Below are 15,418 nucleotides of genomic sequence, written 5' to 3'. Positions count from 1 at the left end.
CAGTGATCTCTATCACGGCCCGTGCGGGTGAAATCTGTTCTACTCCAATACTTTCTGTCGCGTTTCGATCTCCGGGCACCACGGCCCGAGCGAGCTCCGCGCCGCGGCCGTGAACAAGAGTCGTAGACCTCCTCCAGAAAAGAGACAGCGTTGACTCGGTTGTTCGACACCCATCGGCTCGGCGGACTCGTCCTCGACAATCGTCTCGTGATGGCGCCCATGACACGGGCACGGTGCATCGACACGATCCCGACGGCGGAGACTGCGGAGTACTATCGCCAGCGGGCGACCGCCGGACTGATCGTCACCGAAGGCACACCGATCTCCCCGGAAGCGCAAGGCTACGTGTACGTTCCGGGAATCTGGTCGCCGGCGCAGGTCGCCGGATGGCGCACGGTCACCGACGCCGTCCACAGCGAGGGCGGGCGGATCTTCGCCCAGCTCTGGCACGTCGGCCGGTTGTCGCACGCCTCCCTCCAGCCGGAAGGCGGACAACCCGTCAGCGCAGGTGCCGTGCCCGCTCCGGAGAGCAAGATCTTCGCACTCGACGACGACGGGAACGTCGGCTTCGTCGACGTCGGCGATCCCCGCCCGCTGAGCACCGAGGAAGTCGGCCGGGTGGTCGACGACTTCGCGAGCGCGGCAACCAATGCCGGGGTTGCCGGCTTCGACGGTGTCGAGTTGCACGGCGCCAACGGCTACCTGTTCGAACAGTTCCTCAACCCCGCGACCAACACCCGGTCCGACCGCTACGGCGGCTCCTACACCGATCGCGCCCGGTTCCTGCTCGAGACGGTCGACGCCGTGATCGAGGTACTCGGCTCCGCCCGGGTCGGAATCCGGATCTCCCCCTTCAGCGAACTGTTCGACATGCCCGCCTATCCCGAGGCCGCAGAGACCTATCTGTACCTGGCCTCGGAACTGTCGCGTCGCAACCTCGCCTACATCCACCTCATCGACCAGCGGCCCTCCGGCGGTCGGGTCCTCGGCACCGACTTTCTCACGGCCTTCCGTGCCCGGTTCCGGGGAACGATCATCCTCGCCGGTGGAATGACCCAGGAATACGCCGACGAGCTGATCGAGCGGGACCTGATCGACCTCGCCGCCTTCGGGCAACCGTTCATCGCGAACCCCGACCTCGTCGCACGCCTGCAGAACGGGTGGCCACTGACGGCACCGGACCCGAGCACCTACTACGGCGGGGGCGCCGAGGGATATCTCGACTACCCGCGATTCAGCCCGGCGACCGTGTGACCCGACAGATACGCCACACGCGCGCCGAGAACACCAGAAGGAATCTCCATCGATGACGGAAACGACGTCAACCCCCACCCGGTGGCGTGGCCTCGACCTGGGCACCCGAGTGGTCGGCTACGACGAGCGCGATGCCATCCTGTACGCGCTGGCGGTCGGTGCCCACGCCACCGACCTCGACCTGGTCTTCGAGGACCGGCTCCGCGTCCTGCCCACCTTCGCCCTGACCCTGGCCCAGTGGGCACCCGATGCGCTGGGCGTGCTCGGAGCGTTCGACACGAAGACCGCCCTCCACGGCTCACAGAGTCTCGACGTATTTGCTCCCCTGCCCCGCTCCGGCGAGATCGTGCTGTCGGCACGAGTCGGCGAGGTCTGGGACAAGGGCCGTGCCGCGGTGTTCGAGGTCGTCGTCGAGAGCGACTACTTCGTGGCCGCCTGGTCGCTGTTCGCTCCCGGCGCAGGCGGATTCGGCGGCGATCGCGGCCCCTCGGCGCCGTCCGCGCCCGAGGGGGGCCCGACCGTCGTCGGCACTCTGACGACCGATCCCGATCAGGCTGCGCTCTACCGTCTCACCGGCGACCGGCACCACATCCACATCGATCCCGACGCCGCAGCACGCATCGGACAACCGCGTCCGATCCTGCACGGCCTGTGCACCTTCGCCGCGACCACCTTGCCTCTCGCAGACATGCTCGGCGCCCACCCGGCCGATCTGAAGGCCCTGGCCGGTCGCTTCGCGGCACCCGTCTTCCCCGGCGACACCGCGCAGGTCCGCGCCTGGGGCGACGCCACCGACGCGCGCTTCGACGTGACCACCGACGGCGGTGCCGCCCTGACCGGTGGCCGCGTGTCCTTCGGCTGAACCCGACCACACCCCCTTCCCGTTCCGATCGGAGCATCATGACGAGCACACCCCGATTCGAAGGCAAGATCGCCTTCATCACCGGAGCCGCCCGCGGGCAGGGCCGCGCCGAAGCCGTCCGGCTCGCGAGCGAAGGCGCCGACATCATCGCCATCGACATCTGCAAGCCCCTCGAATACCCCGCCTACCCCGGCGCCACCCCCGACGACTTGGCCGTCACCGTCAAGGAGGTCGAAGCGCTCGGCCGGCGCATCGTCGCCCGCGAGGTCGACGTCCGCGACTTCGACGCGCTCCAGCAGGCGCTCTCGGAGGGCGTCGCCGAACTCGGCGGCCTCGACGTCGTCGTCGCCAATGCCGGTGTCTGCACCGCCGCCACCACCTGGGAGCACGCCCTCGAGCAGTGGAAGGAGACCATCGACATCAACCTGACCGGGGTCTTCCACACCGTCAAGGCGGCCGTGCCGATCCTGCTCGAGCAGGGCCGCGGCGGCGCCATCGTCATGACGAGCTCGGTGGCGGGTCTGCGTGGGCTGCCTTTCGTGGCAGCCTATTCGGCCAGCAAGCACGGGGTCGTCGGTCTGTGCAAGACCCTGGCCAACGAACTCGGCCAGCACCGCATCCGCGTCAACACTGTTCACCCAGCCGGGGTGACCACCGACATGCAGCCGGTCGAGATGCAGCAGCTGATCGCCGATCATGCCGACACTCTGGGGCCGATCTTCATGAACGCCCTGCCGGACGCGGCGACCGACCCGGAGGACATCGCCGGCACCGTCGCCTGGCTGCTGTCCGACGAAGCTCGTCACATCACCGGAGCTCAGATTCCGGTCGACCTGGGAACCCTCATCCGCTGACTATTGGAGGTCCGATGGCCGAACTGTCCATCCCCGAATACGATTCCGCCACCACCGTTCGCTCCGACGAGGTCGAGATCGGCGCACCCGCGAGTGTCGTGTGGGAGGTCCTCACCGACCTCGACAACTACCCGAACTGGAACCCCTTCTGCATCGCGGCGCAATCGACGCTGGAAATCGGTGCGCCCGTGAATATGACGCTGGCCGACTACTCGGGAGCCACGGAGACCTTCCCGTACACCGAATACGTCTGTGCCGTGGTGCCGGAACGCCTGCTGTCATGGGAGCTCCGCCCCACCGAGGTCTCCGCGCAGGCTGCCCGACGCGATCAGGTCATCGAACCGATCGACGAGAACCGGTGCCGCTACTACTCCACCGACGCCTTCCTCGGCGAGGAAGCGCACCAGATCATGGCCGACAGCGGTATGTGGGTGAAGCGCGCCTTCGACGACACCGCCGTCGCACTGAAGAAGCGCAGCGAGGCGCTCCACGCCGAGCGCAGCCTCGGTTCGCCCACCGCCTGACACTTCCACTTCCCGGCACCACCATCAGAAAGGCCGACATGGCACATCGTATGCAGGACAAGATCGTCATCATCACCGGCGCCTCTTCCGGTCTCGGCCGGGCGACCGCCGAACTGATGGTCGCCGAAGGTGCTCGCGTGGTGATGGCGGACATCAGCCAAGAGGCAGGTGAGGCCGCAGCACAGGAGATCGGCGCCGAGTTCGTCCGTACCGACGTCGGCAATCCGGATGATGTCGAGGCTCTCGTCAGCGGAACCGTCGCGCGGCACGGACGGCTCGACGTGATGTGCAACAACGCCGGTGTCCACGCCGCCGGCCCACTGCTCGACACGACGAACGACGACTTCGAACGTGTGGTGGCCGTGAACTTCGCCGGCATCTTCTACGGCACGCGCGCGGCAGGTCGGGTGATGGCGGAGCAAGGATCCGGCGTCATCGTCAACACAGCCTCGAACGGCGGCTACCTGCCCACCGAGGGCATGGCCGTCTACTGCGGCACGAAGGCGGCCGTGGTCGCGATGTCCAAGGCGTGCGCACTCGAACTCGCACCCAAAGGTGTTCGTGTGAACACGATCTCGCCGGGAACCATGTTGAGCGGAATGGTGCCGGACGTGGAGGGCATCGTCGACGTCCTCGACAAGCTCCAGCCCGTCGGATACGCCGCGAACCCCTCCCAGATGGCCACGGGCATTCTGTACCTCGCCTCGGACGACGCGAACTACGTCACCGGGCACGATCTGATCGTCGACGGTGGGGCCACTGCCGGTCGGGTCGCTCTCGGAGTCTGACATCCCGTATGCGGAACTCCGAGAAGGGAGCGGGTCGATAAGTCGGTTCGAGAACAAGGTGGCGCTGGTGACCGGCGCCGCGAGCGGGATCGGTCGTGCGGTCGCGGAACGTATCGCCGCCGAAGGTGGCGCCGTGGTCGTCGCCGATATCCAGGACGACCTCGGCACCGCTGTGGCGCAGTCGATCGTGGACGGTGGCGGTCGAGCCGTCTACCAGCACCTGGACGTCTCCTCCGAAGCGGAGTGGCAGGAGACGATCGCCGAGACGGTCGACACCTTCGGGAGCCTCGGGATCCTGGTGAACAACGCCGGAATCGCTCATCCGGACCTGATCGAGGACACCGAGACGGAGCTCTACGCCCGGGTCATCGCGGTGACGCAGACCAGCGTCTTCCTCGGCCAGCGTGCGGCGAGCTCCGCGCTGAAGGCGTCCGGCTACGGTTCGGTCGTCAACGTCAGTTCGATGTTCGGCGTCATCGGAGGGTTCGGATCCGCCCCGGCATATGCGGCGGCGAAGGGCGCCGTGCGGGCGCTTTCGAAGAACACGGCCGTCGCCTGGGCACGGCAGGGCGTCCGTGTGAACTCGGTGCATCCGGGTTTCATCGACACCCCGACGCTCGGAGACCAGGGCCGAGAGCGGATGGCTGCACTGACACCACTGGGCAGGCTCGGCACCTCGGACGAAGTGGCGGGCCTCGTCGCGTTCCTGGCGAGTGACGAAGCGTCGTTCATCACCGGTGGGGAATTCCTCGTGGACGGCGGCTACACCGCGCAGTAATCAGCAGGTCCTCGTCGCAGCGGAGCGCGAAATAGTCATCAGTGCAAGCTATTAAGCGCTCCGATGACCGATTCCCGCTCCGCTGGCGGGGTCGGTGAGTGCGGGGTCCCGCGAGGTGTCCTTCAACGCGACCCCCGACGCCCCCAACTGCCGCGCGCCGTTCACGAGGGCCGCAACGACGCGCGCCGCGTGCTCGTAGGTCATCCCGCCGGGCGGGTGGATGTTCGACACGCAGTTGCATTCGGCGTCACTGCGTCCCGGCCTGGGGCAGTACGTCAGGTACACACCGACGCTGTCGGCCACCGACAGACCGGGGCGTTCGCCGATGATCACGAGCATCGTCGTGACGCCGAGCTGCTCACCGATATGGTCCCCCAGCGCGACCCGCGCCTGCGTCGCGATCACCGGCGGCGCCACCCTCAGCCCCGGCAGGGCAGCGACGATCGCTGCGAGAAGATCGGGTCCGTGGGCGTCGAGGGCAGTGGACGACAATCCGTCGCACAGCGCGATGCCGACATCGGCCTCCGCTCGCGGCAGCGTGATTCCCTCGGCGAGCTGCCGGCCGAGGTCGGGACGTCGCAGATACGTACTGCGATCTTCCGCTGCGCTTTCCACGACCAACGGATCGCCGAATCCGAGTTCCTTCGTCCGCCGCACCATCCCGGGCACATCGAGCGGGACGTGCACAGCGTCGCGCGCCTCGGCATGGGCCGTCACGAATTCCAGATGACGACGTGTCGGGATGCTGTTCCCGGTGCGTCCCAGTCCGATCCGGGCTTGGGTGTGCCGGCGCAGTTCGTCCCACAAGTCGCTCACAGGGCACCTCCGAGTGCGCGCAGCGGGGAGGCGCCGACGTCCACCGGCAGAATGCGACCGACGTCGTCCGCCATGCCCTGCCTGCGTAGCCAGTCCTCGAATTCCGGTGCCGGTCGCAGGTCGGCGGCCTCCCGCACGTACAGCGCGTCGTGGAACGACAGCGACTGGTAGCCGAGCATCACATCGTCGGCGCCCGGGACGGTGATGACGAATGCTGTTCCGGCAACGGCCAACAGGGTGAGCAGGGTGTCCATGTCGTCCTGGTCGGCTTCGGCGTGGTTGGTGTAGCAGACGTCCACGCCCATCGGCAGGCCGAGGAGTTTGCCGCAGAACTGGTCTTCGAGACCCGCGCGGATGATCTGCTTGCCGTCGTAGAGGTATTCCGGTCCGATGAATCCGACGACCGTGTTGACGAGCAGCGGATCGAACTCGCGCGCAACGGCATACGCGCGCGCTTCGAGGGTCTGTTGATCCACCGGTCTGCCCCCGGTCCCGAAATGGGTGCCCGACGACAACGCCGAGCCCTGCCCGGTCTCGAAGTACATGACGTTGCTGCCGACGGTCCCCCGTCGCAGCGACCTGCCGGCTTCGTTGCCCTCCCGCAGCACTGCCAGGTCCACCCCGAAGCTGCGGTTGGCGCCTTCGGTGCCGGCGACGGACTGGAACACCAGGTCGACGGGTGCGTCCTTCTCGATCAGGTCGATGGTGGTGGTGACGTGGGTGAGCACGCACGACTGGGTGGGGATCTCGAATCGTTGCCGGATCTCGTCGAGCAGGTGCAGCAGGTCGGACACGGCGTGCGGCGAGTCGCTCGCCGGATTGATGCCGACGACCGCGTCGCCGCACCCCATCAGCAGACCGTCGAGGACGGACGCGGCGACCCCACGCGGATCGTCGACGGGATGGTTCGGTTGCAGGCGTGTCGCGAGCCGGCCGGGCAATCCGATGGTCGTGCGGAACGCACTGGTCACGGTCGCGGCACGGGAGACCGCGATGAGATCCTGGTTCCGCATGATCTTGCTGGTCGCCGCGACCATCTCCGGGGTGAGTCCCGGCGCGAGTGCCGCGAACACGTCGGCCGAGTCCGGTCGGGCCGCGACCTCCAGGAGGTGGTCGCGCAGTTCCCCGACGGTCATGTGCGAGACCGGCGCGAAGGCCGTCGCGTCATGGGTGTCGACGATCAGCCTGGTCACCTCGTCGGTCTCGTACGGGACGACCTCCTCGGTGAGGAAGGCGGTCAGCGGGAGATCCGCCAGAGCCAGCTGTGCCGCGGCACGTTCGGCGTCCGAGGTGGCGGCGCACCCGGCGAGTTCATCGCCCGAGCGGCGCGGTGAGGCCTTCCCGAGCAGGTCGACGAGGCCGTCGAACTCGTAGCCGGTTCCGCCGAGCTGTTGCCGGTAGATCGTCATCGAGGCCTCCCGCGCAGGACCGGTTCGACGAATGTGCGCACGCAGTGGAGTGCAGCATTCCATCTTTTCGCCGTCGTGTCCGGTGAGTGTCGCGAACGAAACGCCGCTGGTCGTCGGTTCCTAACCCCGCTGATACCAGACGTCCGTAACCCGTTGCGCCATGTGCCGCATCCCCGCCGCGGTGGGGTGGAGGGTCTTCGCCAGCGACAGCGACTGTCTCCCCTCGTACCAGCGCTGCTCGGAGGGCGCACACGCGTCGTGCCCTTCAGCCCCGGCCATGACGTCGACGAACTCGGCACCGGCCTCGGCGGCGGACCGGGCGAGCACACGGTTCATCCGGGAGAAGAAGTTCGTCACGAACGACGCATCGGCGTCGCTGGTGGGGATGTTCGGCCAGCAACCCCGGTTGCCGAAGACGCCGCCGTGCCCGACCAGCAGGACCCGTGCGCGCGGTGCACGTTGCTGAACGGCGGTGAGTGTCGCGGTGACCTTCGGTCCGAGCGCACTCAGGGCGGCGTCCATGCGCGAGACGGTGCCCGGGTCGGTGCGGCAGTGGGCGTCGCCGCCCGGAAGCTCGGTGTAGCACGCCGAGACGATCCCCGACCAGCCGACATCATTGCCACCGATGCTCAATGTGACGAGGTTCGTGTCCGGGGCGAGCGAATCGATCTGCGGGGCGACCGATCCGGTCGACGTCTGCTGCGGGACGGATGTGATGTGTTCGGTGCGCGCACCCGTACAGGCGACGTTGACGAAGCCGACCGGGTGCAGCGAACCCGCGACGAGATTCGGATATCCCGCGTCGGCGCGGGCGCATCCGCTGATCATCGCCGCTGCGTCGAGGTAGGGTCCGGCGGCACGCGAGTCGCCGAGCGCGACGTAGCGAATGCCCTGCTCGCTGCCCGGGTCGCTCATCGCGGATACCGGCCACACCATCGATGCAGCTGCCATGCCGGCGACGATCCCGGCTCGCACAATCGTCTTCATCCAGACCCTCCGACAGCATGTTCTCCCGGCTTGAGATCGGCACGAATTACAAACACGTTACGAGCAGCGGGTAAAGATCCCGGATGAAGCGCGGATGCACCTCGCCCCACCAGCACATTTTGTTTACCTTCCTGTTCGAACGGCTACCGTCCATCTGTGACCGCCCACAAAGTTCTCGACGGCCGCTACGAGCTGAGCGGTCTACTCGGCGTGGGCGGGAGCGGCGAGATCCACGACGGTTGGGACACTCGCCTCCACCGGCCCGTCGCGGTCAAACTGCTCGGACGGGAGTTCGGCAGCAGACCGGACGTACGACGACGTTTCGAGGTCGAGGCCCGGGCGGCCGCGGCCCTGAACCACCCTCGCATCGTCGCCGTGTACGACACAGGCGAACACGACGGACGTCCCTACATCGTTATGGAACGGCTCCCCGGCCGCACCCTCGCAGACGACATCTCTCGCGGACCCCTGCCCGGCGATCGGGTACGCACCGTGCTCGTCAGCATTCTCGAGGCTCTCGTCGCCGCACACGACGCAGGGATCCTCCATCGGGACATCAAGCCGGCGAACGTGCTCATCACAGAGAACGGCGAGATCAAGGTCGCCGACTTCGGCATCGCCAAGAGCGTCGGCGACGACCTCACCCGCACCGGTGAACTCGTGGGGACCGTCGCCTACCTGAGCCCGGACCGCATCACCGGACATGCCGCGTCCGTGACGGACGATCTGTACGCGGTGGGGATCGTCGGTTACGAATCCCTGTGCGGGCGGAGGCCGTTCGCCGAGGACAACATCCTCGCGCTGGCACGGGCCATCACACACGACCTACCGCAGCCACTGCCCGAGCTCCGTCCGGATGTCCATCCGGGACTCGTCGCGGTGATCGAGCGGGCCATGGCACGTGAGCCTTCCGACCGATTCCGCACTGCACGCGAGATGCTCTCGGCGCTGAGGAATTCCAGCGAATACTCTGCCGCGACGTCCCGCCTGCCGGCAGGATCCGTAGCCGGCCCGACAACCACCGCACACAGATCCACGGATCGTCCTCGTGGAGTTCTCCTCGCGACGGGACTGACGCTGGTCGGAGCGATCACCGTGGGCGGCCTCGCGCTGGGATTCGGACGGGATTCCGCCTCTCCGCCTGCCGCAACTCCGGAAACCGCCACTTCGGGCACCTCCGCGTCGCTTCCTCGACGGATACCGGCGACGACCGAGATCCCCCAGCCCACCGACTCCGGGGTCGTTCCGGCGAGCACCGCAGTCGAGACTCCGATCGCGCCCGTCCCGGAGACCGTCCCCGTCGCACCACCGACCGATTCCGTGCCCACGAGGTCCGGACCGGAGTCCCGCGGGAACAACGGGCCCGGCAACAACAACGGGAACGGCAGCGGCAATTCCCGGGGCAACAACGGGAACGGCAACGGCAACAACGGTAATGGGAACGGGAACGGGAACGGGAACAGCGGCCGCGGCAACGGCAACGGCAACGGCTGAGGCCGCTCAGCTCGATCCGCGCACCACGAGTTCGACGGGAAGTCGCGTCGACTCCGTTTCCCCGTCGCGCACGAGTTCGAGCAGCCGCTCGATGGCGGTCTCCCCGATATCGTGCGCGGGTGAACGCACGGTGGTGAGTGGCACCGGCAGCTGCGCGACGACGGGGATGTCGTTGTAACCGACCACGGCGAGATCGCCGGGGATGGACAGACCCAGGTCGCGGGCGACGCCGAGGATGCCGATGGCGATGGTGTCGCTGACCGCGAAGATCGCGCGGGGACGATCCGGACGATCCAGCAGTGCACCGGCGGCCTCCACACCCCCGGCGACGTCGAAGCTCGACCGCACGATCCGCTCGGGCGGCAGTGACACCGACGCTTCCTTCAGGGTGTCGACGAAGCCGTCGCGGCGGTCGTGGGCGGTGCTGGCGTGGTCGGGACCGGCGATGATCGCCAGGTCGTCGTAACCACGGTCGAGCAGGTGCCGGGCGGCCAGCGCTCCCCCTCGGTAGTCGTCGCCCACCACGAACGGCAACCCCGCGTCGGCATGGCGGGTGACCGCCAGGATGGGCAGCGATCCGAGTGCCAGCGACTCGACGAACGGACGACCGGGAAGGTGCAGGCTGCTCAACAGCAGACCGTCGACCTGGCGGCCCACCAGCAGCGCGATGGCGCGACGTTGTGCCTCGAGATCGTCGGGTGGACTCGACAGCAACACCGAATAGCCCGCTTTCGTGGCGGCTTCCTCGATGCCCTGGTAGGTGGTGGCGACCACGCCGTCGGTGAGCCGCGGCATGACGACGCCGAGAGTCGTGGTCTTGCGGGTGCGCAGGCTCGCTGCCCACAGGTTGGGCCGATATCCCAGTTCGGCCGCTACCTCCCGCACCCGCTGGGCGGAGTCCGACCAGCCGTCGACCGGTTCGGGCTGGCGCAACACCCGCGAGGCCGTCGAGACGTGAACGCCGGCGCGCTCGGCGATCTCCTTGAGTGTCGGGGCGCGGTCCGGACGGGGCATTCGGCTCTCCTGCTTGTTTCACATCGAGTTCGCTTTCCGGGTTGACGAGCCCGGAACATGCCCTTAGCGTATGCCATGCAATCGTTCGTGCAAACGTTCTCGCAATCGTTCTGACAAACGTTTCCTCGACCACCGGAGAAAGCCATGTCCCACGTTCAGTCGCTGCCCCAGCTCTTCGCCCTCGACTCCCTCCTCGAGCAGGAGGAGATCGACATCCGCGACACCGTCCGCAAGTTCGGCAACGAGCGCATCCGCCCTCACGTGGCCCAGTGGTTCGAGGAAGCGAAGCTCCCGGCCCGCGAACTCGCCAAGGAGCTCGGGCAGCTGGGCGTGCTGGGCATGCACCTCGACGGTTACGGTTGCGCCGGCATGAGCGCCACCGCTTACGGCCTGGCCTGCCTCGAGCTCGAGGCCGTCGACTCCGGCATCCGCAGCCTCGTCTCCGTGCAGGGCTCGCTGGCGATGTTCTCCATCCACCACTGGGGCAGCGAGGAGCAGAAGCAGGAATGGCTCCCTCGCATGGCCGCCGGCGAGGCCATCGGCTGCTTCGGTCTGACCGAACCCGACTTCGGCTCCAACCCTGCCGGGATGCGCACCAACGCCAAGCGCGACGGTGACGACTGGATCCTCAACGGCACCAAGATGTGGATCACCAACGGCTCGATCGCCGACGTCGCCGTCGTCTGGGCACAGACCGACCTCGAAGAAGGCGCCAAGGGTATCCGCGGCTTCGTCGTCCCCACCGATACCCCCGGCTTCTCCGCACCGGAGATCCACGCCAAGCTGTCGCTGCGCGCCTCGGTCACCTCGGAGCTCGTCCTCGACGACGTGCGTCTGCCCGTCTCGGCGATGATGCCGAAGGCCGAGGGGCTGCGCGGACCACTCACCTCGCTCGGCGAGGCCCGCTTCGGCATCGTCTTCGGTGCGATCGGCGCGGCCCGCGATTGCCTGGAGACCGCGATCGACTACGCCCGGTCGCGCGAGGTGTTCGACAAGCCGCTCGCCGGCTACCAGCTCACCCAGGCCAAGATCGCCGACATGGCGCTCGAGGTCGGCAAGGGCCACCTGCTCGCCTATCACCTCGGCCGCATCAAGGACCGCGGCGAAATCGCCCCGGAGCAGGTCAGCCTCGGCAAGCTCAACAACGTGCGCGAGGCCATCGCCATCGCCCGCGAGTGCCGGACCATCCTCGGCGCCAACGGCATCACGCTCGAGTACCCCGTCATCCGTCACGCCAACAATCTCGAATCGGTGCTGACCTACGAGGGCACCTCCGAGGTCCACCAGCTGACCATCGGCAAGGCGCTGACCGGTGAGGCGGCCTTCCGGTGACCGCCGTTCCCGGCGCGCTCGAGGGGCTGGTGATCGCCGACTTCGGTCGCGTGCTCGCCGGCCCGTACGCCACCATGCTGCTCGCCGACCTCGGGGCAGAGGTCGTCAAGATCGAACGCCCCGGCTTCGGGGACGACACCCGGCACTGGGGTCCGCCCTGGGTGGGCGAGGAGTCCACCTACTTCCTCGGCGTCAACCGCAACAAGAAGTCGGTGGCCATCGATCTGACCACCGAAGGCGGACTCCACCGGGCCCGGGATCTCGTGCTCCGTGCCGACGTCGTCGTCGAGAACTTCCTGCCCGGCACGATGACTCGGCTCGGACTCGGCTACGAGCAGGTCCGGGAACTCAACCCCGGCATCGTCTACGCGTCGATCACCGGCTTCGGCGGACACAACGATCTGCCCGGTTACGACCTGCTCATCCAGGCCGTCGGCGGCTTGATGAGCATCACCGGACCCGACCCGGCGACACCCACGAAGGTCGGTGTCGCCGTCGTCGACGTCATCACCGGAATGCACGCTGCGGTGGGCATTCTCGCCGCACTGCGGCATCGCGACCGCACCGGGGAAGGACAGCGGGTCGAGGTGAACCTGCTGTCGTCCCTGCTGTCGGCGCTGGCGAACCAGTCGTCCGGCTACGTCGCGGCGGGTGTGGTGCCGAAGGCCATGGGCAATCGTCATCCGAGCATCGCGCCCTACGAGGTGTTCCACACCGCCGACCGGCCGTTCGTCCTCGCCGTCGGCAACGATCGTCAGTTCGCTTCGCTGGCCGAGGTCCTCGGCGCTCCCGAACTCGCCACCGACGAGCGGTTCATCACGAACACCGCCCGCGTCGCGAACCGGGAGGAGCTGACGAAGATCATCGACGAACTGCTGTCGACGGACACCGCCGACGCGTGGTTCGACGCTCTGACCGCAGCACGGGTGCCGTGCGGTCCGCTCAACGACATCGCCGACGCGGTCGCGCTCGCCGAACGACTCGGCCTCTCACCGGTGGTGTCGATCGACGATCCCGACCGGGACGCTCCGCTTCGTCAGATCGCCAACCCGATCCGGCTCAGCGCCACCCCCGCGACCTACCGCACCGCACCCCCACGGTTGGCGTAGCCGGACGCTCTCGTCACTCGGACTTCTGTTCCTTCAGAGTGTGCGCGACGAGAGCGTTGGCGTGCCCGTGGCCCATGCCGTGTTCTTCTTTGAGCCAGTTCACCAGCTCCATGTGCTTGCCGAGATCCGACGCGCGGATCATGGTCTTCCACTCCTCGATCGGGCGCCCGTACTTCTGCTCGATCGACGGGAAATACGACTCGGGTCCCTTGACCTTCTCGCTCATGCCGGAAGGTTAACCAGGGCGACCGACAAGTTCCGTCCGATCCGCTGAAAACGACCGCGGCGCCGCAGTCCCGGATGGGACGCGGCGCCGCGGAGGTACGGAAGTGGATCAGGCCTTCGGGCCACCGGCCACGTAGATGACCTGACCGGACACGAAGCCCGCGCCCTCGGACGCGAGGAACGATGCGGTGTGGGCGATGTCGTCGACCTCGCCGATGCGGCCGACCGGGATGTCGGCCGCGACGTTCGACTTGAAGTCGTCGAACGACACGCCGAGACGCTCGGCGGTCGCGGCGGTCATCTCGGTGGCGATGAAGCCCGGCGCGATGGCGTTGGCGGTGACACCGAACTTGCCCAGCTCGATCGCGAGGGTCTTGGTGAAACCCTGCATGCCGGCCTTGGCTGCGGAGTAGTTGACCTGGCCGCGGTTACCGAGGGCCGACGTGCTCGAGAGGTTGACGATGCGGCCGAACTTGGCGTCGACCATGTAGCTCTGGACGGCACGCGTCATGAGGAAGGCGCCACGCAGGTGCACGTTCATGACGGCGTCCCAGTCGTCGACGGTCATCTTGAACAGCAGGTTGTCGCGGGTGATGCCGGCATTGTTGATCAGGACGGTGGGTTCGCCGAGTTCGGTGGCGACCTTCTCGACGGCAGCGGCGACGGACTTCTCGTCGGAGACGTCGGCTCCCACGGCGAGCGCCTTGCCCCCGGCGGACTCGATGGCCGAAACGGTGTCTTCACAGGCGGATTCGTCGAGGTCGAGGACGGCGACCCGGTACCCGTCGCCGGCGAGACGCTTCGCGACGGCTGCGCCGATACCGCGTGCGGCTCCGGTGACGATGGCAGTGCGGGGTTGTGTGCTCATAGCGTTCCTCCGTAGGGATGGGTGGTGCCGTCAGGTGATGGTGAGTCCGCCGTCCACGGCGATGGTCTGACCGGTGACGTAAGCGGCGGCGTCGGACGCCAACCACACGGCGGTAGCTGCGATCTCCTCGGCATCCCCCGTCCGGCCGAGAATGATCCGCTGCTTCATGGAATCGAGGTATCCGGGCTGGTACTCGTCGGTCATCTCGGTGCGGAAGAAGCCCGGCGCGATGGCGTTGACGCGGATCCCCTTCCTCGCTCCCCACTGCTGCGCCAGGTCGCGCGTGAGGCCGATGACGCCCGCCTTGCTGGCCGAGTACGCGGCCTGCGGCAGACCTGCCGTGGTGAGACCGAGAACCGACGAGATGTTGACGATCGCGCCACCGGGTTGCATCACCCGGGCGACGGCCTGTGCCGCCCAATACGATCCGTTGAGATTGATGTCGATGACCTGCCGGAACTGCTCGGGGGTCTCCTTGGTGGCGGGGACGGCCGTGCCGATCCCCGCATTGTTGATGAGGATGTCGACCCGACCGAGCTGTTCGACGGCCTGATCGACCATGCGCTGGGCCTGTTCGGGATCGGCGATGTCGGTCTCGACCGTGACGGCCTGCCGTCCGGCTTCGCGGACCAGCTCGGCGGTCTTCTCGAGTCGGTCGACCCGGCGTGCGGCGAGCACGACATCGGCTCCCGCCTCGGCCAGCCCTCGGGCGAACGCGACACCGAGGCCCGAAGAGGCACCGGTGACGATGGCAACGCGGCCGTCGAGACGGAAGCGGTCGAGCACGGACATACGTCATCTCCTCGCTGTGACGGGGCCTACAGGAACTGTACAGCCGACGGTCATCTCATCCACCAAACAGCCTGTATCCAATTTTGTTGAACAACACTGCGTTTCAGAGCCAGATCCTATTCTTCTCCTCGGCGGATCCTATGCTGCCGCGAACGCTGCAGCGCGGAGAGGACTCCGCGTCGCACCCACCGTTACCAAGTCGATAAGCACTGGCTTACTTCTAAGCGCTTGCTTATCGTGCGATGCCGTAGCGGGCTTGTCAACAGCAGCCGGACAGGAGCGGAAGACCTTCGTGAGCGATGCATGGGACGA

The 15,418-nt window shown here is 67.4% G+C and carries 16 protein-coding genes; 9 read left to right on the top strand and 7 right to left on the bottom strand.

The genetic code is table 11. From position 1 onward, the window contains the following. Positions 1-150: 150 nt before the first annotated feature. From EQ874_RS02710 to EQ874_RS02685, 6 genes are read left to right on the top strand one after another with little or no spacing between them, the layout of a single operon-like run. Positions 151-1,254: an alkene reductase gene (locus EQ874_RS02710; RefSeq protein WP_242496610.1), complete on the top strand. Its 1,104-nt coding sequence runs from the start codon at positions 151-153 to the stop codon at positions 1,252-1,254. Positions 1,255-1,306: 52 nt separating this feature from the next. Then, positions 1,307-2,116 (top strand): MaoC/PaaZ C-terminal domain-containing protein, encoded by an 810-nt coding sequence (locus tag EQ874_RS02705; RefSeq protein WP_129975389.1) that lies wholly within the window; start codon positions 1,307-1,309, stop codon positions 2,114-2,116. A gap of 38 nt (positions 2,117-2,154) precedes the next feature. Next, positions 2,155-2,970: a mycofactocin-coupled SDR family oxidoreductase gene (locus tag EQ874_RS02700; protein ID WP_129975387.1), complete on the top strand. Its 816-nt coding sequence runs from the start codon at positions 2,155-2,157 to the stop codon at positions 2,968-2,970. Positions 2,971-2,984: 14 nt separating this feature from the next. Then, on the top strand, positions 2,985-3,494 hold the full coding sequence (locus EQ874_RS02695) for an SRPBCC domain-containing protein (protein WP_129975385.1): 510 nt from the start codon (positions 2,985-2,987) through the stop codon (positions 3,492-3,494). 38 nt (positions 3,495-3,532) lie between these two features. Beyond that, complete coding sequence (locus EQ874_RS02690; protein WP_242496609.1) at positions 3,533-4,282, top strand: SDR family oxidoreductase; 750 nt, start codon at positions 3,533-3,535, stop codon at positions 4,280-4,282. 1 nt (position 4,283) lies between these two features. After that, entirely contained in the window at positions 4,284-5,060 is a 777-nt protein-coding gene (locus tag EQ874_RS02685; RefSeq protein ID WP_347400863.1) for a glucose 1-dehydrogenase, read from the top strand. Between the two features lie 51 nt (positions 5,061-5,111). Here EQ874_RS02685 and eutC read toward each other — a convergent pair whose 3' ends face one another. From eutC to EQ874_RS02670, 3 genes are all read right to left on the bottom strand, one after another. Next, positions 5,112-5,876, bottom strand: a complete 765-nt coding sequence (gene eutC, locus EQ874_RS02680; protein WP_129975383.1) for an ethanolamine ammonia-lyase subunit EutC — start codon at positions 5,874-5,876, stop codon at positions 5,112-5,114. Beyond that, on the bottom strand, positions 5,873-7,285 hold the full coding sequence (locus EQ874_RS02675) for an ethanolamine ammonia-lyase subunit EutB (RefSeq protein ID WP_129975381.1): 1,413 nt from the start codon (positions 7,283-7,285) through the stop codon (positions 5,873-5,875). The genes eutC and EQ874_RS02675 overlap by 4 nt, the downstream gene beginning before the upstream one ends. 120 nt (positions 7,286-7,405) lie before the next feature. Beyond that, positions 7,406-8,236: an SGNH/GDSL hydrolase family protein gene (locus EQ874_RS02670; protein WP_242496607.1), complete on the bottom strand. Its 831-nt coding sequence runs from the start codon at positions 8,234-8,236 to the stop codon at positions 7,406-7,408. 192 nt (positions 8,237-8,428) lie between these two features. Between EQ874_RS02670 and EQ874_RS02665 the strand changes: the two genes are divergently transcribed. Continuing rightward, positions 8,429-9,766 carry a serine/threonine protein kinase gene (locus EQ874_RS02665; protein ID WP_129975377.1) on the top strand — a complete coding sequence of 446 codons (1,338 nt, stop codon included), beginning with the start codon at positions 8,429-8,431 and terminating at the stop codon, positions 9,764-9,766. Positions 9,767-9,772: 6 nt separating this feature from the next. On the opposite strand, the gene EQ874_RS02660 is transcribed toward EQ874_RS02665, so the two are convergent. Continuing rightward, positions 9,773-10,780: a LacI family DNA-binding transcriptional regulator gene (locus EQ874_RS02660; protein WP_129975375.1), complete on the bottom strand. Its 1,008-nt coding sequence runs from the start codon at positions 10,778-10,780 to the stop codon at positions 9,773-9,775. Between the two features lie 144 nt (positions 10,781-10,924). Between EQ874_RS02660 and EQ874_RS02655 the strand changes: the two genes are divergently transcribed. Both EQ874_RS02655 and EQ874_RS02650 read left to right on the top strand, forming a co-directional pair. Further along, a complete protein-coding gene (locus EQ874_RS02655) occupies positions 10,925-12,112 on the top strand; it encodes an acyl-CoA dehydrogenase family protein (RefSeq protein WP_129975373.1) in 1,188 nt (395 codons plus the stop codon). Then, positions 12,109-13,221, top strand: a complete 1,113-nt coding sequence (locus tag EQ874_RS02650) for a CoA transferase (protein ID WP_129975371.1) — start codon at positions 12,109-12,111, stop codon at positions 13,219-13,221. Before EQ874_RS02655 ends, EQ874_RS02650 begins: the two co-directional genes overlap by 4 nt. Before the next feature lie 13 nt (positions 13,222-13,234). Here the strand turns inward: EQ874_RS02650 and EQ874_RS02645 are convergent, their stop codons facing one another. From EQ874_RS02645 to EQ874_RS02635, 3 genes are all read right to left on the bottom strand, one after another. Then, entirely contained in the window at positions 13,235-13,447 is a 213-nt protein-coding gene (locus EQ874_RS02645) for a DUF4287 domain-containing protein (RefSeq protein WP_129975369.1), read from the bottom strand. A 108-nt stretch (positions 13,448-13,555) separates the two neighbouring features. Then, complete coding sequence (gene fabG, locus EQ874_RS02640; RefSeq protein ID WP_016931584.1) at positions 13,556-14,314, bottom strand: 3-oxoacyl-ACP reductase FabG; 759 nt, start codon at positions 14,312-14,314, stop codon at positions 13,556-13,558. A gap of 30 nt (positions 14,315-14,344) precedes the next feature. Next, complete coding sequence (locus tag EQ874_RS02635; RefSeq protein ID WP_129975367.1) at positions 14,345-15,106, bottom strand: 3-oxoacyl-ACP reductase family protein; 762 nt, start codon at positions 15,104-15,106, stop codon at positions 14,345-14,347. Positions 15,107-15,418: the final 312 nt, after the last annotated feature.

This window comes from Rhodococcus sp. Q1, assembly GCF_004153645.1.
Classification (GTDB): Bacteria; Actinomycetota; Actinomycetes; order Mycobacteriales; family Mycobacteriaceae; genus Rhodococcus; species Rhodococcus gordoniae.
The sequence above is the reverse complement of the archived record's forward strand: the minus strand, read 5'-3'. Positions and strand labels throughout refer to the sequence as shown.